The following is a 24,658-nucleotide window of genomic DNA, read 5'->3' as shown; positions in this document are numbered from 1 at the left end:
GACGAAGGGATGCGACTTCTAGCATCCCCCCATGCACTGCGAAGCCATCGGAAGACCCTGAAGAGAGACAAGACATGAACGACGACATCCTGATCTGCGAAGCCTTCGGCGCCGTGGCACGCCTCACGCTGAACCGGCCGCGCGCCATGAACGCGCTGAACCTCGCCACGCTCGAACAGCTCGAGCGGCGGCTGGCCGAGATCGCGGCCAACGACGAGATCCGTGTGCTGGTGCTGACCGGCAACGGCCCGGCCTTCTGCGCCGGCGCCGACCTCAAGGAGGTGCTGGCCAGCGCCAGCCTGCCGCCTGGTGAGGCCGACTTCCTGGACCGCGCCAACGCCGTGTTCGGCCAGTTGCGCAGCTTTCCGAAACCGGTCATCGCCGCGCTCAACGGCGTGACCATGGCCGGCGGCCTGGAACTCGCCATGTGCGCCGACATCGTGGTCGCCGCCGAGAGCGCCACCGTCGCCGATGCGCATGCCAACTTCGGCGTCTACCCGGGCGCGGGCGGTGCCGCCATCCTGCCGCGGCTGATCCCGCTCAACATGGCGATGTACCTGCTGCTGACCGGCAAGTCGCTCTCGGCCGCCGAAATGAAGGCCCGCGGCCTGGTCTGCGAAGTGCATGCCGACGCCGCCCTGGCCGACGCCACGATGGCGCTGGCGCACCACATCGGCAGCAAGAGCCCGATCGCGCTTCGACGCATGAAGCAGGTGGCACGCGCCACGGCCGACAAGACCGCTGCCGACGCGCTGCTGCACGAGCAGGTGATGCTGCGCCAGCACATGCGCACGGCCGACTTCCAGGAAGGCCTCACGGCGTTCGCCGGGAAGCGTGCGCCGAACTTCACGGGCCGCTGAAACGCCCAACTCCCAGAGGACAACCTGCAATGAACGACATCTACGTGGCCGGCGTCGGCATGACGCCCTTCGGTCGCATGCTCGACCGGACGGTCTACGACATGGTGGAAGAGGCCGTGCTGCTCGCCGTGAGCGACGCCGGCTGCGGCATCGGCGACATCGGCTCGGCCTTCTACTCGACCCTCACCAACGGCCAGTTCCAGGGCCAGACCGCGATCCCGGGCCCGATCGCGATGCGCCGGCTTGGCATCGAGGGCATTCCGGTGTTCAGCGTCGAGAACGCCTGCGCCTCGGGCTCCTCGGCCTTCAATCTGGCGACCATGGCGTTGCGCGCCGGCAGCTGCGACATCGCGCTCGCGATCGGCGCCGAGAAAATGAACATCCCCGACAAGGCGAAGATGTTCAGCGCCTTCGACGGCGGCTGGGACGTCGCCACGGTGGCGCAGAACCGGGCCGCGCTGATGTCGATGGGGCAGGGCATCGTGCCGCCGCCCGGCACCATGTCCGAGAAGCCCTACAGCGTCTTCATGGACGTCTACGCGGCCTTCTGCCGCCAACACATGCAGACCTACGGCACGACCCAGCGGCAAATTGCCGCGGTGGCGGCCAAGAACCACCAGCATTCGGTGCACAACCCGCTGTCGCAATACCGCGAACCGTGCAGCATCGAACAGGTGCTGGCCGCGCCGCCGATCGCCTATCCGCTGACCCTGCCGATGTGCTCGCCGATCAGCGACGGGGCCGCCGCGGTCGTGCTGTGCAACGCCGAAGGCCTGAAGCGCATGCAGGGCCATGCCCATCGCGCGGTGCGCGTGCTGGCCAGCGTGGTGCAGACCGGCAGCACCCGCGGCATCGACGAGCCGCACAAGATCGGGGCGCACCTGGGCGCGAGGAAGGCCTATGAACAGGCCGGCGTGTCGCCCTCGGACGTCGATGTCGCCGAGGTGCACGACGCCACCGCCATGGGCGAGATCCTCAATGCCGAGTCGCTGATGCTGGTGCCCTTCGGCGAAGGTGGCCCGGCGGCCGAACGCGGCGACTTCACGGTCGGCGGCCGGATCCCGATCAACCCTTCCGGCGGCCTCGAATCCAAGGGCCATCCGATCGGCGCCACCGGCCTGGGCCAGTTGCACGAACTGGTCACGCAACTGCGCGGCGAGGCCGGCAAGCGCCAGGTCGAGGGCGCGCGCATCGCCATCCAGGAAAACGGCGGCGGCCTCTACGGCATCGAGGAAGCCGTGGTCGCGATCACGATCCTCGCCAAACCATAACCCGCACACGGAGACACACCATGGGACACGTCATCAGAACCGAAGAGCAGCAAGCCGCCGTCGACGGCCTCCAGCGCTTTCTCGCCGCCGAGATCGAGCCGATCTTCAGCAAGGAATACCGTGACAAATTCGTGCCGAAGGCGCAGATGGGCGCGATCATGCGCGAGCTGTCGCGGTTCGGCCTGATCTCGGGCACGGTCGACGAGGCGCACGGCGGCATGGGCCTCGACTGGCTCACGATGATCATGCTGTTCGAGGAGGTCGCGACCTGCTCGGCCGACCTCTCGGTGCCGGTGCTGATCAATTCCTTCGGCGCCTACATGCTGCAGCAGCTGGCGCCGCAGCACCTGCGCGAGCGCTACCTGCCGGGCCTGGTGAGCGGCGAGCTGTTCTGCAGCATCGGCATCTCGGAGCCGGACGTCGGCTCCAACGTGCTCGAGATCAAGACCCGCGCGCGCCGCGACGGCGACCACTTCGTGCTCAACGGCGAGAAGACCTGGATCAGCAACGGCTCCTACTCCGATTTCCTGATCTGCACCTGCCGCACCGGCGACGATCCGCGCCGCGGGCTCACGCACTTTCTGCTCGACCGCAAGGAGCATCCGTACGAGGTGCGCGACATCCACAAGATCGCCTGGAACAGCCAGTCGACCGCCCAGATCTTCCTGAACGACGTGCGCGTGCCGGCCAGCCACATGATCGGCAACGAGGGCGAGGCGCTCAAGAACACGCTGTCGATGTTCGAGCGCTCCCGCGTCTTCGTCGCTGCGCAGGGGCTGGGCATCGGGCGCCGCGCGCTGGAAGAGGCGGTGCGCTATTCGACCGAGCGCAAGCAGCACGGCAAGCTCATCGCGGGTCATCAGCTGATCGCCGCGATGCTGGCCGAGATGGCGACCCAGGTCGATGCCTCGCGCCTCATGGTCTACCGCGCCGCCGAGATGATCCAGGCTGGCGTGCCGGCCGAGATGGAGGCCGCGATGGCCAAATACTTCGCCTGCGAAGCCGCCGTGACGGTCGCGCGCCAGGCGGTGCAGATCCACGGCGGCAACGGCGTGACCCGCGACTTCCTGGTCGAGAAACTGGCCCGCGAAGCCATCGTGGCGCCGATTCCCGAAGGCACCACCCAGATCCAGCAACTGCTCATCGCGCGCGCCCTGACCGGCGTGAACGCCTTCTGATCCCCTCACGGAACCATTCATCATGCGCATCAAGGACAAGACCATCGTGATCACGGGCGGCGCCTCGGGCCTGGGCCTGGCGACCGCCGGCTACCTGGTCAAGGAGAAGGGCGCCCGCGTCGCCATCCTCGACCTCAACCTCGAAGCCGGTCAGCAGGCGGTGGCCGAGCTCGGTGCCGAGCACGCCCTGTTCGTGCAGACCGACGTGGCCAGCGAGGAATCGGTGCAGGCCGCGGTGGACGCGGTGATGCGGCGCTTCGGCGCCATCCACGTGTGCATCAACGGCGCCGCGATCCCGACCGGCTTCAAGCTGCTCGGCAAGGAGGGCAAGGCGGCACCGCTGGCGCGCTTCGCGCAGGCCACCGCGGTCAACATCAACGGCGTCTTCAACGTGATGTCGAAGTGCGCCGAACAGATGGCGAAGAACGAGGCCGAGGTCGGCGAGGAGCGCGGCGTGGTGATCAACGTCTCGTCCGGCGCCGCCTACGAGGGCCAGGTCGGACAGACCGCCTATGCGGCATCGAAGGCCGCGATCATCGGCATGAACATGCCAGCGGCGCGAGAGCTCGGCGCCATCGGGGTGCGGGTCAATGCGATCGCGCCGGGCCTGTTCCTGACCGCCATGGTCGCGGGCCTCGAGGCCAAGGTGCTCGACTCGCTCAAGGAGCAGATGGAGGCGCCTCGCCGCCTCGGCGACATGCGCGAGTTCGCCCATTGCTGCGCCTTCATCGTCGAGAACGCCTACGTGAACGCCGAGACCATCCGCCTCGACGGCGCGGCGCGCCTGCGAGCGCGCTGAGCACCGCCCCTTCCAAGACCAAAGAACGAGAGAGACATACCATGAGAATCGCCGACTACTTCGACGGCGCCGCGGCGCAGTACCCCAACAACCTGGCCTTCGTCGATGGCCAGACCCGCATCGACTTCGCCGAGGCGCAGCGCACGGCACACGCCATCGCCCATGCGCTGGTGCGCGAGAAGGCAGCGGGCTGCGGCACGCACGTGGCGATCTACGCCCCCAACGACTACCGGGTCACGCTGCTGCACCTGGGCATCAACCTGGCCGACATGGCCTGGCTCTCCGTGCACATCAAGAACACGATCGAGACCAATGCCGAGGTGCTCGAGTACTTCGATGCGGACATCGTCTTCTTCCACAGCCAGTTCGCCAGCTTCGTGCCGGTGCTCAAGACCCGGCTCTCGAAGGCGCGGCTCTATGTCTGCATCGACGGCCCTTCCGAGCATGGCATCTCGATGCAGGATTGGCTGGCCGGCTGCTGGACGCCGTTTTGCAACACGTGCGAGCAGCCCGGCACCGTCGCCTTCCTCCAGCCCACCGGCGGCACCACGGGGCCGTCGAAGGGCGCGGTTCACACGCACCGCACGCTCGAGATGATGGGCCTCGCGCTGGCGACCGAATTCACGGCCACGCCCGAGTCGCGCCATCTCGTGATCGCGCCTCTGACGCATGCGGCCGGCCTGATCGTGCTGGGCTTCGCCGCGCGCGGCTGCGCGACGATCATCCTGCCGGGCTTCGATGCCGATGCGGTCTTCAACGCCATCGAGAAGGAAAAAGTCTCGCACCTGTTCCTGCCGCCGACTGCGGTCTATGCGCTGCTCGCACATCCGCGCGCGAAGACCACGGACTTTTCGTCGCTGCGCTGCTTCATCGTCGGTGCGGCGCCGATCGCGCCCGAGAAGTTCAAGGAAGCCGTGCGCGTGTTCGGCCCGATCATGTACGAAGGTTTCGGCCAGACCGAGACACTGATCCCGATTCTCGTCAAGCGGCCCTCCGACTACCTCAACGACGATGGCAGCTTCGACGAGGCGGCGGTGCGCGCTGCCGGCAAGCCGGTTGGCGTGGTGCGGGTGGGCATCATGGACACCGAGGGCAATTTGCTGCCTGCCGGCGAGCGCGGCGAGATCGTGGTGCGCTCCTCGATGACGATGCAGGGCTACTACAAGAAGCCCGAGGAGACTGCCGCGGTCTCGACCTTCGGCTGGCACCACACCAGCGATGTCGGCGTGGTGGACGAGCGCGGCTTCGTGACCATCGTCGACCGCATCAAGGACATGATCGTCTCGGGTGGCTTCAACATCTATCCCGTGGAGATCGAGAAGGCGATCCAGGACCATCCCGCGGTGCTCGACTGCATCGTGGTCGGCGTGCCCGACGAAAAGTGGGGCGAAGCGGTCAAGGCCGTGGTGCAACTCAAGCCCGGCCAGACGCTGGAAGAGGCCGAGCTCATCGCCATCTGCAAGGCACAGCTCGGGAGCGCGAAGGCGCCCAAGACGATCGAGTTCTGGGACACGCTGCCGCGCAGCGCGGTAGGCAAGCTGCTCAAGAAGGACGTGCGCGCCAAGTTCTGGGGTGACCAGTGGCGATCGGTCTGAGCGCGCAGGTTGATGCCGTCATGCGCGGCCGGCGTTCGGTGCGCGCCTTTCTCCCGACACCGGTGCCGCAAACCACGGTGGCCGAAATCCTGGCGCTGGCGGCCTGCGCGCCGAGTGGTACCAACATTCAGCCCTGGCAGGTGATCGTGTTGGCGGGCGACGAAAGGCAGCGTCTGTGCGATCGGGCGCAGCATGCCTTCCATCACGAAAGCGGGCTGCATGCGAGCGAGTACGACATCTACCCGGCCGAATGGGTCGAGCCCTACCTGGGGCGCCGACGCCGCAACGGCTTGGCGCTGTATGCCTCCTTGGGCATCAAGCGCGGCGACCAGGCTGCGATGCAGCGCCAGCATGCGCGCAACTTCGCCTTCTTCGATGCGCCGGTGGGTCTGATCTTCACCATCGACCGGCGGCTTGCGCAGAGCAGCTGGGTCGACTACGGCATGTTTCTCCAGAACGTGATGCTCTCGGCCCGTGCCCGCGGCCTCGACACTTGTCCCCAGATGGCGTGGGCGATGGTGCCGAAGCTGCTTACTGAGTTGCTCGAAATTCCGCCGCATCTCATGGTGGTGTGCGGTATGGCGCTCGGCCACGCCGACGCCGACGCGCCCGAGAATCGGTGGACGCCCGAGCGCGAGCCAGTGGATTCGATCGCGCAGTACCGAGGGTTCGCAGCCGTTCGCTGAAAACGCTACGGTGCTACTGCAGGATGCCGACGCGCGAACCCGTCGGAAACAGCTTGAACCGTTCTTCGGGCAGATCACGACATAGGTCGTACGCTGTCCCGCAACCAGAAATCCCGATACTGTACTCGGCCCGGACGGTGCCCTGGAAGTGGAAGGTCTGGACCAGCGGCTGGATCGTCTCTCGCGACACAACCTCGGCGGAGGACGTCGGGCAGTTCAGTTCGAACTGCGCCTCAGGTGCGCATAAGGGCGACAAACTCGCACCATGGGCGTCACGGCGTCCGAATCTCGAAGCCCGGTGCGACGGCGAGGGCCGCGCGGTGTGCAACTGGAGGAAGTGGCCGAGGCAGCCGACGCGTTGCTGGGTCGAGGACTCAAGCCGACCATCGATCGCGTGCGCCAGCACCTCGGCGGTGGCTCGCCCCACACCATCAGCCCCATGCTGGACGTCTGGTTCGAGCGGCTTTCTGCCCGTGTGGCAGGGGTCGCCGTCCCGACCGAGGACGATCTGCCGACCAACCTGCGCAGCGCCTGGAACCATGCCAAGCACGAAGCGTCGACTTTGGCGAATCAGGCGCTGCAGGAGGATCGCGCGACCCTGGAGCAGGGCAGGGCACAACTTTGCGCCGATCAGGCAGAGTCGACGAGGCGCGAGGAACAGTGGGCCGCTACCAATGCGGCCATCGAGAAAGCGCTCGAGGAGACGCGCGATGCGTTGGAAGCACTGCGGAGCGAGCCGGCATCGGCCCAGAGCGAACTTGCCAGCCTGCGCAAGCGCTATGACACCGATGTCGACAAGCTACGAGCGTCGCTTTCATCCGAGCAGCGCGTGAATGCAACGATGCGGGCCGATCACGAGCGGGCACTGCGAGATCGCGAGACCACGTGGGGGCAGGAGCGCGAGCGCCTGGAGGCGCGAGAGCTTGCGCATGAGCGGCGCTTCCTGGCGGAGGTCGACCAGGCTCGACCAGGAGCCAAGGTGCTGGAGACTGATCTGGCCAGGGAAAGTAAGCGTCGGCTGCAGATCGGGGAAGAAGCCGCGGTCGAACGGAAGACCCATTGGGTCGCGCTCGAGGAGGCGAAACAACTCGAGCGAAAGCTCCGCGAGGAGTTGCAGTCGCAAGCCGTTGCGCTTGCGCAGACGAGGGCACAGGGGGAGGGTCTGAGCGAGCAACTTGCGGCGGTACGGGCGCAACTCTCCAAGGAAGTGGCAACGCACGCGGAGGCGGCTGTCGCTCTCGGGCAAAGCATGAGACAAGCCACGCGAGGGCCCCATCACGAGCGGCAATCCAAGGTCGGCTGCCTACCGCCCCCTATTTATTTCTTTGACGTGATGGTCAACACGACGTCGAAGAACTCGCTGCTGCCGTCGTCGTTGTCGCTGACCAGCGCACCGATTGCGCGGTGTCGTTCCGTGTGCGTAAGCGCAATGGACTCCACCTTGGTCCTCAGCGGTGCCCGAGCTTTGGAAAGGAGCTGCGCGCTCCGAGTCAGGTCGAGCGCGGCGCCCGCTTTCAAGGCGGACAGGGGAATCAGCCCCAGGTAGCTTCCCAGCACCGCACCATCGGCGTAGGCGTTGTCAGCGCCCTCCACCGAGGCGCTATAGACCAGGCAGTCGATCTCGGGCCAGTAGTCGGCCCCCGAGAATCCCGCCTCGCTTCCCTTCAGTTGCGGCAACCTGGCTTCATGCAGCCGGATGTCTGCGATTCGGTCGGCCTTGCCGGTCATGTAGGCCACAAGGTCGCCGAGCGGCACCTTGAAAAGGATGTTCCGGACGGCATTGCCTCGGTTGAAAAAATAGGCATCGTCATGGGCCACGGCCAGGGCTTCGATGTTGACCGTCTGACCAGCCTTGAAACCCGCTAGGGCGGCGAAGTCCCGATAGAGTACGGCCATGTCCCGTACATGCACTGTGGGCTTGCCATCCGTGGAGACGAGGAGCCCGGTTTCCCGCGTCCCCTTCTTGCTTCCTGAGCCAAGGATTAGGTTCCAGTCAGCCCCATCCGACTGCACGATGGCCATCGCCTCATAGTCCGGCTTGATGTCCTTGGCGATGCGGCCGTTCTTTCGAACCGGATAGTTCTGCAGCGGGAAGCGATCGGTGATGGCGAACTGCCGGTTTAGCGTGAACAGATAGGGCGAATCGTCCCCGACCACGGAGTATTGTCCCGCGTGCCAGGTCATTCCGGAGCCCGAAGGCAGCCCTTTCTTGACGATGGGCCCGGCAAGGCGGATGTCCATGTCTGCGGCGTACGAACTCCACGCGAAGACGGCCAACACCAGCGAAGCGACGAGACTCTTGTTCATGGCGAGTCATTTCTCTAACGTTTAGACGGCTTGGTCTCAGTACAGGCGACCATCAAGGGAGTCTCCGTCCGGTATTGGCCCGGAAGCGGCCGGGTGCCAGTTGGCGACCGAAGCAATCATAGACACTGCTCATCAATGCGGCCCTACTGAAGATATTCAGCCGCCGGCCTTCCAGGCCATCAAGGACGGAGCCGTTGATTTTCTGCAGAAGCCGTACCCGCAACAGCACCTGTTGGACGCCAATTATCGGGCGCTGGAGAAGGCTAATTCGGATGACGACGTCGAACGTCGGCCGGCGGTAGACCGTCGCGGATCAGCTGCTCCGTTGGAGGCATCGACAGCATCGACAGGTCGCTGCAGCGAGCGCGGCAAGAGCAATGTGACGACGGTGCCGACGCCGACGCGGCTGTCGAGCGTGAGCCTGCCACTGCCGGCTGCACGAAACCATACACCTGCGGCAAGCCCAAGCCCAAGCCCAAGCCCAAGCCCAAGCCCAAGCCCAAGCCCAAGCCCGAGCCCTTGCCGACGTCCTTCGTGGTGAAGAAGGGGTCGAAGGGTTGACGGCGCCCGTCCCGCGGTGCTCCTGAAACGGCTCCATGCGAACCATGCTCGCACCCACGGGCGGCGCCACGCTAGATCAACGTCTGAGCGGGCGACGCTATTGCGTCGGAGCAGCAAACGCTCCACAGCGGCCTCCTAGCGTCTAAGTCTGGCAGGTCTTTGAATCGTTGCGGCTCACAATGAGTTAATGGAGACAGTGAACGAACAACTTGCCGCAGCGCCGCAAGCCCGAGAATCTTTAGGATTGCTGCGGCGCTCCACTGCCGTTTTCAGCAGGGGGGCTTGGTTCGTCGTACTTTCCAGCACTCGCAGGCCGTGTTGCAGATGCTGTCTTGCCGGATTCCGTCACGCGCATCACCGTGGCATGCCCCGAATAAGTACGCGCGCCCCGTCGATTCGACGCAGGAGGAATATCCGCTTCGATCAGTCTGGCCGTGAAAAGCACGGCACATTTCTCGATGTCGTCGTCGGCATCGATGTTCATGGGAAGTCGAGCGCAACATAGGCGCTGGAGCAGTTGCATAGGCATGGTGATCCTTTACCCTCCTCAATCGCGGCGTCAACCGATCTGAGCTTTTTGCGCTCGCATACGAGCCAGAAGGATGCGCCTCCTCGGTAGTCCCGGTCCGTGCGTCACCGCACATTGGGACGAACCGTCCGCCCCGGAGGGGTCGAAGAACTCGTTCGAGGTCCCCGTGGCGCCGAGGAATCCCCCCTTGGTGTGCTACCGCACAGACCCAAGCGCAGCACGAGCGCAGGGTAGGGCTGTTGGCGTGCGGACCTTCAGCGTTTTGACTGATGGAAGCTCGCTTCGCCACGCAAGGAGATGCAGTGAGCGAAAAAGCGATCATCTATCCGGTACCAGAGGCTGCCATGAAGGGCGCACACGTATCCGGCATGCCGGCCTATCTGAAACTGGTGGCCGAGGCCGACGCCGATCACGGTGCCTACTGGGCACGGCTGGCCCGAGAGTTCGTGAGCTGGAAGACGCCCTTCACGGCATCGCTCGATGAGCGAGAGGCGCCGTTCTTCAAGTGGTTCGAGGACGGCACGCTGAACGCCTCCTTCAACTGCCTGGATCGCCATGTCGAGCGCGGCCTGGGCGACAAGGTGGCCATCCTCTTCGAGGCCGACGACGGCCGCATCCACCGCGTCACCTACAGCGACCTGCTGGCGCGCACCTGCCGCATGGCCAACGCCCTGAAGGCGCGCGGCGTCAAGAAGGGCGATCGCGTCGTGATCTATATGTCGATGAGCGTCGAAGGTGTCGTCGCGATGCAGGCCTGCGCCCGCATCGGCGCGACGCATTCGGTGGTGTTCGGCGGCTTCTCGGCGCAAAGCCTTCGCGAGCGCATCACGGGGGCGAGGGCTGTGATGGTGATCACTGCCGATGAGCAGTTACGCGGCGGCAAGCAGCTTCCGCTCAAGGCCATTGTCGACGAAGCGATGGCGCTTGGCGGCTGCGAGTCGGTCAAGGACGTCATCGTGTACCGGCGCACCGGCCGCCAGATCGCCTGGGAGGCTTCGCGCGACCGCTGGATGCACGAGGAAACACAGGCGCAGGCCGACACCTGCGAGCCCGAGTGGGTCGGTGCGGAGCACCCGCTGTTCATCCTCTATACCTCGGGGTCGACCGGCAATCCCAAGGGCGTGCAGCACTCGACGGGTGGCTACCTGGTGCACGCAGCGGTGAGCTCGACCTGGACCTTCGACTTGAAGGACGAAGACGTGTTCTGGTGCACTGCCGACATCGGCTGGGTCACCGGCCACACCTACATCACCTATGGTCCGCTCGCGATCGGAGCGACTCAGATCATTTTCGAAGGCGTGCCGACGTACCCGGATGCGGGTCGCTTCTGGAAAATGATCCAGGACCACAGGGTCAGCGTCTTCTACACCGCGCCGACCGCCATCCGCTCGCTGATCAAGGCGGCCGAGGCCAACGAGGCGGTGCATCCGAGGCGCTATGACCTCAGCAGCCTGCGCATCCTGGGTTCGGTGGGCGAGCCGATCAATCCGGCCGCCTGGGAGTGGTACCACCAGCACGTCGGCGGCGGCCGTTGCCCCATCGTCGACACCTTCTGGCAGACCGAGACCGGTGGCCACATGATCACGCCCCTGCCTGGCGCGACGCCGCTGGTGCCGGGCTCCTGCACGCTGCCCTTCCCCGGAATAGCAGCCGCTGTCGTCGACGAAACGGGCAACGACGTACCCAACGGCCAAGGCGGGCTCCTCGTGGTGAAGAAACCCTGGCCCGGGATGATCCGCAACATCTGGGGCGATCCCGAGCGCTTCAAGAGCAGCTATTTTCCGCCGGAGCTCAAGGGCTACTACCTGGCGGGCGACGGCGCCATCCGCGACGCTGAGTCAGGGTACTTCACCATCACCGGCCGCATTGACGACGTGCTCAATGTGTCGGGCCACCGCATGGGCACGATGGAGATCGAGTCGGCGCTCGTGTCCTGCACGGCGCTGGTGGCCGAGGCGGCCGTCGTGGGCCGTCCGGACGAGACGACGGGTGAGACGATCTGCGCCTTCGTCGTGCTGAAAGGCCCGCGGCCGACCGGCGATGAAGCCAGAAAGGTTGCAACCGAGTTACGCAACTGGGTGGCGAAGGCGATCGGCCCCATTGCCAAGCCGAAGGACATCCGCTTCGGCGACAACCTGCCCAAGACTCGCAGCGGAAAGATCATGCGACGCCTGCTGCGGTCGATCGCCAAGGACGAAGCGATCACGCAGGACATCTCGACGCTCGAGAACCCGGCCGTCCTCGATCAGCTCATGGAAAGGAACTGACCATGGAAAACGATCTGACGTCGAGAATCCTGCGCGACCCGAACTACCAGGCGCTCAAATCCAAGCGTTCGCGTTTCGGCTGGTGGCTGGCGGCGGCAATGATGGTCGTGTACTACGGCTTCATCCTGCTGGTCGCCTTCGACAAGCCGTTCCTTGCAACCCGGCTGGGCAGCGGCGTCACGACGATCGGCATGCCGATCGGGCTCGCCGTCATCGTTTTCACCATCGTCATTACCGGCATCTACGTCAACCGGGCCAATGGCGAATACGACAGGCTGACCGACGCCATCGCCAAGGCGGCGCTGAAATGAGCGGCGCCCTCCTTGCGAAGCCGCTGGGCCTGGCGGTTCTGCTGGCGGCAGCCCAAGCGGCCCAGGCCGCCGGCGCCGATCTCGGCCAGCTCGAAAAGCAGCCCACCAACTGGACGGCCATCGGAATGTTTGCCGCCTTTGTCGTCGCCACGCTTTTCATTACCAAGTGGGCCGCGGCGAAGACCAAGAGCGCGGCCGACTTCTATACCGCCGGCGGCGGCATCACGGGCTTCCAGAACGGCATGGCGATCGCGGGCGACTACATGTCGGCCGCCTCGTTCCTTGGCATTTCCGCGGCGGTGATGATCGGCGGCTTCGACGGCCTGATCTATTCGATCGGCTTTCTGGTCGGCTGGCCGGTGGTGACCTTCCTGCTGGCCGAGCGGTTGCGCAACCTGGGCAAGTTCACCTTTGCCGATGTTGCGGCCTTCCGCTTCGAGCAGACGCCCGTGCGCGTGTTCGCGGCATCCGGTACGCTGGTCGTCGTGGCCTTCTACCTGATCGCCCAGATGGTCGGAGCGGGGCAGCTCATCAAGCTTCTCTTCGGCCTGGAATACTGGATCGCGGTGGTCATCGTCGGCGCGTTGATGATGGTGTATGTGCTGTTCGGCGGCATGACGGCGACGACCTGGGTGCAGATCATCAAGGCCTGCCTGCTGCTCGCGGGAGCCACCTTCATGGCCTTCATGGTGCTATGGAACTTCGGCTTCAGCCCCGAGGCGATGTTCGCGAAGGCGGTCGAAGTGAAGACCGCCATCGCAACCGCCGCGGGCAAGCCGCCCGCCGAGGCTGCAGCCGAAGGTTTCTCGATCATGGGGCCGGGAGGCTTCATCAAAGACCCGATCTCGGCGATCAGCTTCGGCATGGCGCTGATGTTCGGCACCGCCGGCTTGCCGCACATCCTGATGCGCTTCTTCACGGTGCCCAATGCCAAGGAGGCGCGCAAGTCCGTCCTGTGGGCAACCACCTGGATCGGCTACTTCTACGTGCTGACCTTCATCATCGGTTTCGGCGCCATCACCTTCGTGCTGACCGATCCGCAGTTCCTCGACGCCAAGGGCGGGCTGCTCGGCGGCGGCAACATGGCGGCGGTCCACCTCGCGAAAGCGGTGGGGGGCAACGTGTTCCTCGGGTTCATCTCGGCGGTGGCCTTCGCAACCATCCTGGCCGTGGTGGCGGGCCTGACCTTGTCCGGTGCATCGGCGGTGTCGCACGACCTGTACGCGACCGTCTTCAAGAAGGGCAAGGCCGACAGCGTGGCCGAGCTGAGGGTGTCGCGCATCACCACCGTGGCGCTGGGCTTCGTCGCGGTGGTCCTGGGCATCGTTTTCGAGAAGCAGAACATCGCGTTCATGGTGAGCCTGGCCTTCGCGATCGCTGCCTCCGCCAACTTCCCGGTGCTGCTGATGTCGGTGCTGTGGAAAGACTGCACCACCCGCGGCGCGGTCATCGGCGGATTTCTGGGGCTCGTCTCGTCGGTGGCGCTGACCGTCGTGTCGCCGGCAGTGTGGGAAGCGACGCTCGGCAATCCGAAGGGTTCCGCGCTCTTCCCGTACCAGTCGCCCGCGCTGTTCTCCATGACCATCGGCTTCGTCGGGATCTGGTTGTTCTCCGTTCTCGACAAGAGCCCACGCGCGGCCAAGGACCGGGCCGGGTTCCTGGCGCAGCAGGTGCGCTCGGAGACCGGCATCGGCGCGGAGGGAGCGTCCGGACACTGAAGTGTCGTTCGGCCCTCTCGGCCCGTGCGCCCTGCGGGCCTATTCGATGCCCTTGCCCACAGCGTCGTGCAGGTCGTAGTCGCGAACCATCACCGGTTCGATGGAGCCGCCCGAGACGCGCCTGCGCACGGCCGCATCGATGACCTGGGCGTGAAGCTGGTAGGTCTCCAGCGGCTGGTCATCGATGGCCGTCGACCGAGAGCAGTAGTGCAGTGTTTCCTTTCGAATGGTCGCACCGACGAGTGCGCCATCGATGGGCACCCAAATGGACGGAGCCCGAGGCCTCATGAAAGTAGGGAGGGTTCGACATGGGAGGTCCTGGGGTTGCTTTCGCGGCCGTCGATCCAGAGCGACGCCCTGGTTTCGATGGAATGGATGGCATCCCCGCCGTCGGCGAATTTTCTGCAGGAGATGATGTGGCACTTGCATGTCTCTTCGAAGTACAGCATCGCCCCGGCGGCCACGGTGCCGTCCAAGAAAACACCGGTGAGGTGGCTGCGTATCTCCCAGCCGTGATAGGAGAGGCGCACTGAGTCGCGGTCGTATTCCATGATGCCTCGCGTGAACAGGGACTGAGCCCGATGTTCCCTTGTACGCCGCGCACGGCCGGTCGTCAGTTCGGCAGCGTACAGAAGCAGCGCATCGGCCGTCGGATGCCGCGCACCGGGTCAAAGCAATCCGGCGTAGCTTTTCCTGTCCGCGGCATAGCAGGCACAGGCCGTTGCTTCGAGTCCCGGACGATCGAGCACGCTGAGGGTGCCGCGGTTGTACTCGATCAACCCGCTGCGCTGCAGCGAGCCGGCGGCCAGGGTGATACCGACGCGGCGCACACCCAGCATGTAGGCCAGAAATTCTTGAGTCACGTGGAAGCTGTCGGCATGGGCGCGGTCCTGGCTCATCAGGAGCCAACGCGCCAGGCGCGGGCCGATCTGGTGAAAACGCAGGCAGGCGGCCGACGCGGCCAGTTGCGAAAGCGAGACCTGTATGTAGCGGTCCAGCACCCTCTGCAGGGGCGCGCTGCGTGCAAGCTCGCGCCGGAAGTCGGCAGCGGTGATGCGCCAGGCCGCGCCGGCGCCCTGCACCAGCGCGCGCAAGGGAGCAATTTCCACGCCGAGCACGATATTCGAACCCAGCATCCCTTCGCGACCCACCATGCCGACCTCCAGCCCGGGGTGCTCGTCGATCTGCGCCACCAGCGAAATGAAGCCGTCAACCGGGAAGTAGACGTGCCGGGTGGCTGCACCGGGCTGGTGGATCACCTCGGCCAGGACCAGATGAATCGGTTCGCAGACATCCAGTAGACGCCTGCGGTCGTTGAGCGGGAGCAGTTCGATGAGGTGATTTTCGTTCGCGGCCAAAGAATGCTCCGTGGAGTGGGACGAACCACTCTGCGCGCAATTGTTCGTTGCGACTGTCTGCCAGCGCACAGACCCGATGGCGATAGCGTCCTATAAACGATGCTTGGATCAGCAAACTCGGAAGAAGGCCTCCATGCAGAATCTCACACAACCCTTCGTCAAGCTTTCCGCCGCCAATGCGGATCTCATCACGCGTTTCGCGCAGTCGCAGGACATGGCCGATCTGGTCAATACGAGCGCGCAGAAGTATCTTGAACTGGCGCAAAAGGCTTTTGGAGGGATGCCCGCCTCCGAGGCCCAGGCGGACCTGATCCGCAGTCTCACGGACAACTACTCGACCTTCGCGCGAGAACACGCCGAGAGCCTCATGGGGATGGCCGCCGAAGCACAGGCCCAAATGACTCAGCAGGTGGCGGAGGCCTCGAAGATCGTGAACCCGACAGCTTCAAGCTGAGGCTTGTCGCTGCGCGAGGGCGACGACGTCCTCGAAGGGGTGGCACGAGGTGGCCCCATGGAACGCGGCCCGATGCGCAACCCATGCCACCCCTGCCCGTCTAGATGGCGATCTTTTCCGGAAGCCCCCTCGAACATGGAGTTCTACGTGCTCCAACGCACAGACGCGTGACAAGACGACCCGTATAAAGGCGGCAGAGGTTGGGCGCGACAGCTGGCGGCCTCTGCGAGCGAATCGAAATGCAAGAGCAGCAGGCCTTGTTCCGGTTCGGTGCGCCGCTACCGAAGCTGTTGGTGGGGCACCTTTTCTCCGGCAGCTTCGATGGCCGGCGGTAGCCGGCAAAAGGTACGCATGAACGACATGACCCAACCCTTCACCAACCTGGCCTCGGCCAATGCGGCGCTCGTCACGAACTTTGCGCAGTCGCCGGCGATGTTCGAAATGGCGAACGCCAACGTCCAAAAGTACTTCGAGCTGGCACAGCAATCTTTCGGTCGCGTCGTCGTCTCCGACGTCTATGCGGACCTGATCCGCAAGCTCACGGAGAACTACTCCACGTTCGCGCGAGAGTACTCGGCAAGCCTTATGGGTTGGTCCACCCAGGGGCAGAGCCTGTGGGCGCAACAGGTACAGGCGGCGTCGGATCTCCTCGCAGAATCGGGCCAGTCTACGACGACTGCGATGGAGAGGACGTCGGGCACGGTCAAGCACCTGCGCGCCAGATAAAGGCAATTCTGCGGGTGCGACGATCGATCTCCCGCCGGTGAGCACACGCTCGTGACCGCCTGTGCGTGGGTGGCGCCAGTCTGCCCGCAGTCGCGCAGTGCGACTGTCTGCCAGCGGGCAGACCCCGGGATGAATTGCGGTGCCGGAGGGAGATCAGATCGCGGTCGTCGAAGGAAGAAGCCGGTCGTACTCGTTCTTGACCACCGCATAGCACTCGCAGGTGCGGCCCTCCAGTCCCTCGCGGTCGAGCACTGAGATACGGCCACGCGAATAGCGGATCAGACCCGCATGCTGCAGCTTGAGCGCCCCTTCCGTCACCCCTTCGCGGCGGACGCCGAGCATGTTGGCGATCAGCTCCTGCGTCATCACGAGCTCGCTGCCCTCCAGGCGGTCCAGGCTCAGCAGCAGCCATCGGCACAACTGCTGGTCCAGCGAGTGGTGCCGGTTGCACACGGCGGTCTGTGCCATCTGCGTGATCAACGCCTGCGTGTAGCGCAACAGCAGGTGCAGCACCGGGCCGGCCCGGTCGAACTCGTCCTTCATGACCTGCGCCGTCAACCGGAAACCCCGACCGGCGCTCTGCACGACCGCGCGGCTGGGCGTCGATTCGCCTCCCATGAAGAGCGAGATTCCGACGATGCCCTCATTGCCGACCACCGCGATCTCGGCCGAGGCGCCGTTCTCCATCACGTACAGCAAGGACACGATGGCGGTGGTCGGAAAGTACACGTGGCTCAGTGTCTTGCCGGATTCGTAAAGCACCTGGCCCAAGGGCATGTCGACCGCTTGGAGTTGCGGTAGCCACCGCGCCCACTCCGCCTCGGGCAGGGCGGCTAGCAGACGGTTGCTCAACGGGTCGGAGGATTGACTCATGACGAACCTCCTTGGAAATCGGATTCGTTCGGAGCGCGCTCCCGCAGCGCGTCCGACGCAAGGCCAGTATAGGGATACTGGGCCCTTCTGTGCGCCATCGCACAGATCGGGGGCGCTATGGCACCTGCGCTCGTTTCTCGATCAACCCCGTCAACAGCGCAAGTTGCTGCTTTTGGATCTCCAGCAGTTCTTCCCATTGCCTCTCGCGCAATTGATCGATCTTGTCATGCAGCAGCATGATCTCGAGTTCGGCCTTGAGGTTGACCTCGTAGTCGTGTTCCGCATGGATCCGGTCCTTCTCGGATTGCCGGTTCTGCGACATCAGGATGATCGGCGCCTGCACTGCCGCCAGCATGGAGAGAAACAGGTTGAGCAGGATGAACGGGTAGGGGTCGAAGGTCGTGCCGCGCGTCGCGAGGAGCAGGGCATTGAGCGCGACCCACAGCAACATGGTGGCGCCGAAGAGTCCGACGAAGGTCCAGGAGCCTCCGAACGACGCGACCGCGTCTGCCGCGCGCTGGCCCCTTGACTGCCCGGCATCGGCGTCCTGCACGACATTGCGCGAAACGGGCGTTCGCTCCGCGACATGTCGCGCGATACGCCGGGTCCGCTCGTCGAGGGCGCCGAAAGGCGAACCCAGGAGCTTCGTTGCGATGTCGTCGAGCTGATTCATGGAGGCAAACCGACTACGTCGACTGGAGTGCCCTCATTCGCTGGGGGGCCATGTGGAGATTCGCTCTGTGCTCCAGGACTGCGCTCAAGATGGATTCGGACGACCAGACGGCTGGCGCAGTGGCCTCTCTATCGATCTCGGCGCACAGGGTCTCGCCGAGTACTGGCACCAGGCCGTTCACCAGCCTGGTCTCGACCGCGAGAACGAAAGCGCGGTGCGGGGCGTCGGGCATGACGCGCCCATTCAGATAGTCGAAGACCAGAGTCTCGGCGGCAAACAGGGAAAGTGACATTACGTCGCCCGATGATGGAATGACGACAGGGTAGCGAGTGACGCCATCAGCGTCTGTTCGATACCGAACACATGCGAGCGACAAGAGCGGTGGGGAGGGCGCGGTCTACATCGATCCCGACGACGCCGCGGCCATTGCCGCAAGGATCGAAGGGTCGGCGTCCCGGCCTGGCGAGATGCGCAAGGTCGGACTCGCCAATGCCTCGTCCTATACCTCCACACGGATGGCGTCCAGCTATGTCGAAACCTATCGCAGGGCGCTCAAAAACGCAAAGGCCTCTCGACCGGCGGGAGTGGAAAGGGGCGCCGGTCAGAGACTACTGGTTGTCGATGAGCGCTTTGATCGCCGCGATGGCTTCGTGCCTTGCCTCGTGGAGCGCCGCTCCCTCAGTGCGCGCACCGGTTTCGACATTCGCGACAGGTATCCGGTCGTCGATTTGATAGGACCAGCTCCAACGCTCCCCGGTGTGCAAGACGTTGATCGTCACCTGGTGCCCGTGATGTTCAAACTGCGCGTTCGTCATGCGATGCCTCCGACAGGCGGGAACCTCGGGCGCCCCCTTGCCTCAGGTGCAGGAGCGTTTGCTCCACGAGGACATGCCTGGCGAAAGCCTGCAGATCGCCCTCCGACGGACCGGACCCATTGCCGCACAGTTGCTCCCGAAAGGCGAGAACGATCCTGTCGTGAGCGAGCTGGCGTGCAGCGGAGGCCTGCGCGATCAGTAAATCCTCAGACATTGCTACGGCGGCCGGGTCCATGACTTTGCTCCGAATTCAGGTTACCTCTTTGTCTGGAGAATCTGGGACAGTCGCCGGCATCGAGGTACCACGCTTGCGAGTGGGTGCCGAAGCAACCTCTACCAGCGCCGGACTGACTGTCGCCTTGGAGCATGGAGCGATTCGTGGGCCCCGTCTGTGCGCTGCCGCACGGTCCGCTGAGCGTGGATCCGTGGTACGTGTAGACGCGTCACGGGTGCGTTTAGCGCCTGTGGTGGCGAGGAGGCTAGTTCAAGGGTGCGCCACGAATCGTGTCCGACGAGCGCCGGAGTTGGTCCTTCATGGCGCGATCCATCGACGGAGTGCGCCGCCCCAGGTCGACAAGGCAGCAGGCGATGATGAAGGCCATCAGCGCGCCAAACACGATGTACTCGAAATCCATGCGCATCTCCTCTGCTGTCGTTGCGAAACACCACTTAGAACCGATATGGCAATTTCGTGAAGCGAGGTTACGGATATGTGTCCGAGCCGACGTGTACATTTCGTTGAGCGAGCCTAGTGGGACGCTTACCCTATCGGGTCGTCGTCCCTATCTGGCGCCGATACGCATCATTCGATCCCAGCCGTAGAGCGCCACCCGGCCATCGTCGAAGGCGTCGCTTCCGCCGGTCGAACCCACCGCCAGGCGGGCCGTCAGCGAAGCGAAAACCACGATTCGGCAACAATGGACGATTCGGACGAGCCCTGCGGCGCCCCGGTCGTGCTCGGCCAGAAATCCAGGTAACCGAATGCCAAGGTTGCCGCATGCCCGACCTCGATTGCCACCGTGCGACTGGAAGAAAACCCTGTTTTGACCAAGACTGAACTCATCGCAGCCGTCGTCGCGCATGCCAACCTCACCAAGGCCGACGCTGCCCGAGCTTTTGATTCCGCGCTCGAGAACCTGGCCTGCACCTTGGCAAAAGGCGAGGGCGTGCAGCGGGTCGGCTGCGGCAACTTCACTGTTTCGAACCGCGCCGAACGTTCGGGTCGCAATCCGTCGACCGGCGAACCGATGACCACCAAGGCGAGCAAGGCCGTGAAGTTCACTGCTGGCAAGTCCTTGAAGGATGCGGTGAATGCAGCGGTCTGATTTCACGCTTGCTTGGCGTCCTTGACCTGTATTTCGGTTCAGGCGTGTTGCTTCTAGTCGGATTCTGGCGAAGTCGGAAACCCCTGAGAGCTGACGTCTGAGTTTTGCTTCGCGACCGGCAGGTTGTCGCTCGTCGGCCCGGCCAGCCGCAGTGGCGCGATCAGCTCCCGAATTTGACTGGTTGCCGCCGCTCAAACTGCTGCGGCGAACGACGGAGAAGCCGACGTTGGGGACTGCCTGCGCATGGATGACCTGCACCGCCGAACGAAGGGCGGCCATGTCCACCGCTTCGCGGTCGCCGTCGCTACGCCGCCGCTCAGTTCAGGCGGAGTGCACCCGAAAGTGCGGCGGAAAGTAGTTGGGCGACGTGGTGCCGGTGGCCAACGAGAAGACCCTCGAGGCCGTGATCGCGAACCGCTATGAAGTCATGGCCGGCTATGCACGCGAAATGCGCCGTGCCACCCGCGAAGAGCTGGCGCAGCTCGCCAAGGGCGCCGACCTGTCGGTGCTGAAGGCGGCCAAGACCTGGCTGCACCGCGACGACGACAAGGTCCCGGCTGCTGCACGCTCGAATCTGGTCCAGGCCCGCGCGGCCCACCCGGGTGCTCGCGTGACCATGCGCGAAGCCGGGATCGCGCGGGGTGAGACCTGACGATCAGCCGCCCGGTGTCGACCGGGCGAACTACCTTCAGCGCTTTTGGCCAGGCTGCTGTTGCGTACCTTGACCTGGTTGTTGCCCGCTCTGCTGCTTGCCCGGGTCTTGCTGTTGCTGCCCCGGATTACTCGGGCTGCCTTGCCCCGGTTGTTGCTTCCCCGGGTCCTGCTGTTGTTGGCCGGGATTGCTGGGTTGATTGGGGTTGTTCTGTCCTGATTGGTTAGCCATATGAATGCCTCTTAAAGTCATCGGAGCAATGGCGCTCCGGAAACTAAGGTAGGCATCATCTCAGCAACCACGCGTAGTCACTCACGCAGTCGAATCGTAGGACTGGTTTCGCAATGCCTGGCGATCAAGAGCGTCGCGCTCTCCTGGCTGCTTCAGAACGCATGCGGGTGCGCTTATCGCTTGCAGTGCGCCAGCGCGATTCCCAACTCCCGGGTCGTGTACGGCTTGGGGAGCCACCACGTTCGGGTGGAAGTTCTTGTTCGCCGGGATCGTCGCATAGGGGTCGGTAGCGCCGCGGTCGTGAGTCCCGCCGAGCTGGGTGCGCCTGCAACGGGGGCTGACAGTGCGGGCACCAATCCGGCGCCTCCAGCCCGAGGGTGCGAGATCGTAGCGCCGAAGGCGACCCGTCCTCGCGCCGATCGCGCGCGCCTACCGAGGTGCGCACCGGCGTCGCAGGAGGAACTCGAAACGCTGGCAGCAGTGCTTCGCGCATGCTCTGAATCGATGCTTCATGAGATGCGATCTCCTGCTACACCCAGGCCTTCGGCGCGGTCGAGCGCACGGCGCGATTCACGTCCGAACCCTAGTTCAGGTCCTTGTCCTTCCAGACCTTCGAGCCTCCGAGGGAAACCCCCGCCTGTAGGCCGGCCTTGGTCAGCACATAAGCGGTGCCGCCGGAGAACGCGACAGCACCCGCCTTGACATTGGCCTCGTCCTTGCCGGTGCCTGCGCCCGCGGCAACGCCGGCCGAGGCATCCCAGCCGTTGTCGATGAATTCGGCCAGCGACTTGGAATCCTTGAACACGAAGAGATAGCGCGTGTCGGAGGCCCCGATCTGCAGGCCTGCGCTCGCCTGGGCGATGTTCATGTACGTGTCCTTTTTGGACTTGCTGTCGTGCGCTATGCCCTTCCCGCCCGCTCCGCCAAGGCCGAAGCTCAAACCGTAAGTCGTGAACACGGCGTAACCCGGCGCGTTGCCTACCGCGTTTTTGATCTCGGCATCGGCCTTGTAGAAGTCCTCGAGCGCCTGCTTGGCCTTTGCCCTGACCTCGGCCTGCTTGGCAGCGTTGTCCTGCGCGTAGGCTCCGCGGGCCAGCAACGATGCCAGCGATGCACCGATGAAGAGTAGTTTGCGACGTTTCATTGCGTTCTCCTTTTCACGTGTCGTGCAGAAAGGCACGAGGGAGGCAGGCTCTCGGAGGCACTGTCTCCCTTCGAGCGACCCGTCCGAATGTTCCCACAGATCCGGTGACCTCGGCTATTGGACCAAGGGAAGTCCACGCCCAGCGAGGCGGCGGTACCCATGCCTTCCTTCCAGATAGAGATAGCGGCGCTCGCGTCGCCGCCCAGCTTGATTTTGTTGGTATAGAGCGAGGCCTTCTGCACTGCACGACCATCACAACCTCGTTGCGACACGCCGGCCTGGAGGCCGAGACTCGCCGCCGGAGGAATGTAGCGATTGCACATTCCCAGAATGCAACGTCAAGCTGACATTCTCCCAGGCCCCGCGAGGTCGACGAAAGTCCGGTGCCAGCGCAGCCGTCACGACTTTTGCGCGCCCAGTCAAGCTATCGGACTGTAGACAGCACCGTGGCACGACATCGGGCCTGTTCGGGGCGCTGCAGGAAAATGCAGTTGTCCAAAGCGCGCTGCTGCATGTCGCTCAATCTCGGAACCGAAGATGGTGGAGGACGCCAACCATTCTGACCTTGGTTCCATCCGGTGTTGTTGCCCCACCGATTGGGATCGGTGTTCCAGCCATTGTTATTGCCCCAGCGATTGTTATCGTTATTCCAACCATTGTTATCGGTGTTCCACTGTCCGTTCCGCCTGTTCTGCATTTGCCACATACAAGAGTTGAAGTCTATTCCCGAACGGCCACTCGCACAAAACCTCCGCTCGGTTTCGAAACCACCATCGTTGCGCTGAGCCAGCGCGGGGACCACGGTCATGAGCCCCACTAGAGCCAGTATCGGATTCACAATGTGCTTCTTCATTTTGCATCCCCTTCAACACGTTGCACGCCGTCGCCCTCTGGGGCAGCACAGTGCCGACCACCTTTGGTTCGGTGGCGGAAGCCTCGCTCCAAACGTCTTTCAGAGCTTCCTTGGCGTCGCCGTGGGCCTTCTGGGCTTCACCCTTGACCTGCTTGACGAGACCCTTGACCTGCTGCTCGTGTCAGCGTTTCGTCGTTAGGCGCTGACCAACCATCAGGATACGCAGGCCCTGCCCGGTTTCAGGTAGGCCAGCCTCCACAAGGAATGTCAGCAACGCGGCCTACAAATCCCACGGCGACCCACCGGTGACCAGCCAGCGCTTCCGAAAAAGCACGGCGGCCTTGCGAAAGCACCGCGCAAGGCAACGTCCGCGTCACGTCCTGTCCGTTTCGAGCGCTTCCACGCCGTCAACACCGCGCTGATCGATTTGTACTGGCGGATGCCTGCTTTCATGTGTTGCGCAAGGCTGGCGATGTCGGTCTCGACCAAGACATCCGTGGTCGACCAGAGACCACTGGGCTTGCAGACTTCCTGGTGAAAATCCCTCAGCGCATCCCCGGATTCAGTTCCTTCCGAACTTCGTCTTGGCGACGCCCATGCAACTTGCCTTGGCATCACCCGACATGCCGTCGCACTTCTGGGTAGCGACCTTGTAGTCGGCGTCGAGCTTTTCCTGGATGGCGTCGTGCTTGGCCTCGCCGATCTCCTTGCCCATCTTGGCGTTGGCCAGCGCCTTGGTCCTGAGTGCCTTGGCCTCCTGGACGCACACGTCCTTGGCATTGCCCGACTGGTCATCGCACTTTTCCTTCGCGACCTCATAGGCCGCGTCCGCCTTGGCCACCAGCACCTTGTTCTGGTCGCTGATTTTGGTGGTGTAGCCGTATTCCAGTTCGGCGCGCGCGACCTTCTCCTTGCCCTTGGCTTCTTCTACACAGATGTCCTTGGCATTGGCAGCAAGCGCAGCGCACGTCGCCTTGTCAGCCTTGGCGTCCGCGCTGATGCGGGTCTTGCCGGCTTGGTACTCGGCCTTTGTCATCGTCGCAGCCTGTGCCATTGGCAGAACCAGCATGGCGACTACAAGAGTCAAAGCCTTGAGATTGAATTGAGTTTTCATACGAACCTCTCTTTGCCATCGGAATTGGAGATCGCAAGACTTTCACTGCGCCCTTGCTTGGGCACCTGGCAAAGTGCGCGATACCCCCTTTGCTGTAGCATTTGTAGAAGGTCGAGTGCATCTTGTCTGTGCGCCATCGAACATGCGCGTCGTCCGTTGCGTCATCCCTCGACCGTGGGATGGCGTCGATCACCCGTGACGCCAATGCCGAGTCGGATGTGCCTCGCGCGCAAGGTTGCGCTCGATCCAATCGTCGGGATTCCACAGCCGTACTTTTCGAGCGTTGCGGGTCCCGGGATTTCAGGCAATAGCAATCGCTGCCCGTGGGTCAAGCCCAGCGATGGCCCTCGTCTGTGCG

The 24,658-nt window shown here is 64.1% G+C and carries 25 protein-coding genes and 2 pseudogenes; 14 read left to right on the top strand and 13 right to left on the bottom strand.

Features of this window, described 5'->3' with window-relative positions; all coding sequences use genetic code 11:
- Positions 1–74 precede the first annotated feature (74 nt).
- The 7 genes and pseudogenes from QTI17_RS30370 to QTI17_RS35140 all read left to right on the top strand — a co-directional run.
- Positions 75–860 carry an enoyl-CoA hydratase/isomerase family protein gene (locus tag QTI17_RS30370; RefSeq protein WP_286537518.1) on the top strand — a complete coding sequence of 262 codons (786 nt, stop codon included), beginning with the start codon at positions 75–77 and terminating at the stop codon, positions 858–860.
- 29 nt (positions 861–889) lie between these two features.
- Positions 890–2,131 carry a thiolase family protein gene (locus tag QTI17_RS30365; protein WP_286537517.1) on the top strand — a complete coding sequence of 414 codons (1,242 nt, stop codon included), beginning with the start codon at positions 890–892 and terminating at the stop codon, positions 2,129–2,131.
- 20 nt (positions 2,132–2,151) lie between these two features.
- The gene (locus tag QTI17_RS30360; protein WP_286537516.1) at positions 2,152–3,309 is read left to right on the top strand and encodes an acyl-CoA dehydrogenase family protein; all 1,158 of its coding nucleotides are present in this window, start codon (positions 2,152–2,154) and stop codon (positions 3,307–3,309) included.
- Positions 3,310–3,331: 22 nt separating this feature from the next.
- Positions 3,332–4,108, top strand: coding sequence for an SDR family NAD(P)-dependent oxidoreductase (locus QTI17_RS30355; RefSeq protein WP_286537514.1), 777 nt, complete (start codon positions 3,332–3,334; stop codon positions 4,106–4,108).
- Positions 4,109–4,149: 41 nt separating this feature from the next.
- Positions 4,150–5,703, top strand: coding sequence for a class I adenylate-forming enzyme family protein (locus QTI17_RS30350; RefSeq protein ID WP_286537513.1), 1,554 nt, complete (start codon positions 4,150–4,152; stop codon positions 5,701–5,703).
- Between the two features lie 20 nt (positions 5,704–5,723).
- On the top strand, positions 5,724–6,389 hold the full coding sequence (locus tag QTI17_RS30345) for a nitroreductase (protein ID WP_286537594.1): 666 nt from the start codon (positions 5,724–5,726) through the stop codon (positions 6,387–6,389).
- 265 nt (positions 6,390–6,654) lie between these two features.
- A pseudogene (locus tag QTI17_RS35140) lies at positions 6,655–6,987 on the top strand (DNA-binding protein); the annotation flags it as partial.
- A 216-nt stretch (positions 6,988–7,203) separates the two neighbouring features.
- Here QTI17_RS35140 and QTI17_RS30335 read toward each other — a convergent pair.
- The 3 genes from QTI17_RS30335 to QTI17_RS30325 all read right to left on the bottom strand — a co-directional run bounded on the left by QTI17_RS30335 (position 7,204) and on the right by QTI17_RS30325 (position 9,741).
- A complete protein-coding gene (locus tag QTI17_RS30335) occupies positions 7,204–7,512 on the bottom strand; it encodes a hypothetical protein (protein WP_286537510.1) in 309 nt (102 codons plus the stop codon).
- A gap of 194 nt (positions 7,513–7,706) precedes the next feature.
- Positions 7,707–8,696: a DUF6929 family protein gene (locus QTI17_RS30330; protein WP_286537507.1), complete on the bottom strand. Its 990-nt coding sequence runs from the start codon at positions 8,694–8,696 to the stop codon at positions 7,707–7,709.
- A 799-nt stretch (positions 8,697–9,495) separates the two neighbouring features.
- Complete coding sequence (locus tag QTI17_RS30325; RefSeq protein ID WP_286537504.1) at positions 9,496–9,741, bottom strand: hypothetical protein; 246 nt, start codon at positions 9,739–9,741, stop codon at positions 9,496–9,498.
- Positions 9,742–10,055: 314 nt separating this feature from the next.
- On the opposite strand from QTI17_RS30325, the gene acs reads away from it, so the two are divergent.
- From acs to QTI17_RS30310, 3 genes are read left to right on the top strand one after another with little or no spacing between them, the layout of a single operon-like run.
- Entirely contained in the window at positions 10,056–12,053 is a 1,998-nt protein-coding gene (gene acs, locus QTI17_RS30320; RefSeq protein ID WP_286537502.1) for an acetate--CoA ligase, read from the top strand.
- A 2-nt stretch (positions 12,054–12,055) separates the two neighbouring features.
- Entirely contained in the window at positions 12,056–12,364 is a 309-nt protein-coding gene (locus QTI17_RS30315) for a DUF485 domain-containing protein (protein ID WP_286537501.1), read from the top strand.
- The gene (locus QTI17_RS30310) at positions 12,361–14,082 is read left to right on the top strand and encodes a cation acetate symporter (protein ID WP_286537499.1); all 1,722 of its coding nucleotides are present in this window, start codon (positions 12,361–12,363) and stop codon (positions 14,080–14,082) included. Before QTI17_RS30315 ends, QTI17_RS30310 begins: the two co-directional genes overlap by 4 nt.
- Before the next feature lie 39 nt (positions 14,083–14,121).
- Here the strand turns inward: QTI17_RS30310 and QTI17_RS30305 are convergent, their stop codons facing one another.
- The 3 genes from QTI17_RS30305 to QTI17_RS30295 all read right to left on the bottom strand — a co-directional run bounded on the left by QTI17_RS30305 (position 14,122) and on the right by QTI17_RS30295 (position 15,440).
- On the bottom strand, positions 14,122–14,370 hold the full coding sequence (locus QTI17_RS30305) for a hypothetical protein (protein WP_286537498.1): 249 nt from the start codon (positions 14,368–14,370) through the stop codon (positions 14,122–14,124).
- A complete protein-coding gene (locus QTI17_RS30300) occupies positions 14,367–14,633 on the bottom strand; it encodes a hypothetical protein (protein WP_286537495.1) in 267 nt (88 codons plus the stop codon). Before QTI17_RS30300 ends, QTI17_RS30305 begins: the two co-directional genes overlap by 4 nt.
- A 117-nt stretch (positions 14,634–14,750) precedes the next feature.
- Positions 14,751–15,440: a Crp/Fnr family transcriptional regulator gene (locus QTI17_RS30295; protein WP_286537494.1), complete on the bottom strand. Its 690-nt coding sequence runs from the start codon at positions 15,438–15,440 to the stop codon at positions 14,751–14,753.
- A gap of 133 nt (positions 15,441–15,573) precedes the next feature.
- Between QTI17_RS30295 and QTI17_RS30290 the strand changes: the two genes are divergently transcribed.
- Both QTI17_RS30290 and QTI17_RS30285 read left to right on the top strand, forming a co-directional pair.
- The gene (locus QTI17_RS30290) at positions 15,574–15,894 is read left to right on the top strand and encodes a hypothetical protein (protein ID WP_286528506.1); all 321 of its coding nucleotides are present in this window, start codon (positions 15,574–15,576) and stop codon (positions 15,892–15,894) included.
- 351 nt (positions 15,895–16,245) lie between these two features.
- Positions 16,246–16,620 carry a hypothetical protein gene (locus QTI17_RS30285; protein WP_286537493.1) on the top strand — a complete coding sequence of 125 codons (375 nt, stop codon included), beginning with the start codon at positions 16,246–16,248 and terminating at the stop codon, positions 16,618–16,620.
- 153 nt (positions 16,621–16,773) lie between these two features.
- Here QTI17_RS30285 and QTI17_RS30280 read toward each other — a convergent pair whose 3' ends face one another.
- The 4 genes from QTI17_RS30280 to QTI17_RS30265 all read right to left on the bottom strand — a co-directional run bounded on the left by QTI17_RS30280 (position 16,774) and on the right by QTI17_RS30265 (position 19,616).
- Positions 16,774–17,493, bottom strand: coding sequence for a Crp/Fnr family transcriptional regulator (locus tag QTI17_RS30280; protein WP_286537491.1), 720 nt, complete (start codon positions 17,491–17,493; stop codon positions 16,774–16,776).
- Positions 17,494–17,608: 115 nt separating this feature from the next.
- On the bottom strand, positions 17,609–18,166 hold the full coding sequence (locus tag QTI17_RS30275; protein WP_286537489.1) for a DUF1003 domain-containing protein: 558 nt from the start codon (positions 18,164–18,166) through the stop codon (positions 17,609–17,611).
- 608 nt (positions 18,167–18,774) lie between these two features.
- Positions 18,775–18,981: a hypothetical protein gene (locus QTI17_RS30270; RefSeq protein WP_286537488.1), complete on the bottom strand. Its 207-nt coding sequence runs from the start codon at positions 18,979–18,981 to the stop codon at positions 18,775–18,777.
- Between the two features lie 479 nt (positions 18,982–19,460).
- The gene (locus QTI17_RS30265; RefSeq protein ID WP_286537486.1) at positions 19,461–19,616 is read right to left on the bottom strand and encodes a hypothetical protein; all 156 of its coding nucleotides are present in this window, start codon (positions 19,614–19,616) and stop codon (positions 19,461–19,463) included.
- A 408-nt stretch (positions 19,617–20,024) separates the two neighbouring features.
- Between QTI17_RS30265 and QTI17_RS30260 the strand changes: the two genes are divergently transcribed.
- Both QTI17_RS30260 and QTI17_RS30255 read left to right on the top strand, forming a co-directional pair.
- A complete protein-coding gene (locus QTI17_RS30260; protein ID WP_286537593.1) occupies positions 20,025–20,306 on the top strand; it encodes an HU family DNA-binding protein in 282 nt (93 codons plus the stop codon).
- Positions 20,307–20,664: 358 nt separating this feature from the next.
- A pseudogene (locus tag QTI17_RS30255) lies at positions 20,665–20,931 on the top strand (DesA/ISL3 alpha bundle tail domain-containing protein); the annotation flags it as partial.
- A gap of 841 nt (positions 20,932–21,772) precedes the next feature.
- On the opposite strand, the gene QTI17_RS30250 reads toward QTI17_RS30255, so the two are convergent.
- The 3 genes from QTI17_RS30250 to QTI17_RS30240 all read right to left on the bottom strand — a co-directional run bounded on the left by QTI17_RS30250 (position 21,773) and on the right by QTI17_RS30240 (position 24,300).
- A complete protein-coding gene (locus QTI17_RS30250; protein WP_286537484.1) occupies positions 21,773–22,333 on the bottom strand; it encodes a YSC84-related protein in 561 nt (186 codons plus the stop codon).
- A 424-nt stretch (positions 22,334–22,757) separates the two neighbouring features.
- The gene (locus tag QTI17_RS30245) at positions 22,758–23,186 is read right to left on the bottom strand and encodes a hypothetical protein (RefSeq protein ID WP_286537483.1); all 429 of its coding nucleotides are present in this window, start codon (positions 23,184–23,186) and stop codon (positions 22,758–22,760) included.
- Positions 23,187–23,748: 562 nt separating this feature from the next.
- Positions 23,749–24,300, bottom strand: coding sequence for a hypothetical protein (locus QTI17_RS30240; protein ID WP_286537481.1), 552 nt, complete (start codon positions 24,298–24,300; stop codon positions 23,749–23,751).
- Positions 24,301–24,658 lie beyond the last annotated feature (358 nt).

This window comes from Variovorax sp. J31P179 (genome assembly GCF_030316985.1).
In the GTDB taxonomy this organism is placed as follows: Bacteria; Pseudomonadota; Gammaproteobacteria; order Burkholderiales; family Burkholderiaceae_C; genus Variovorax; species Variovorax ginsengisoli_B.
Note: the sequence above shows the minus strand (reverse complement) of the source record. Positions and strands in the feature narration are given on the sequence as shown.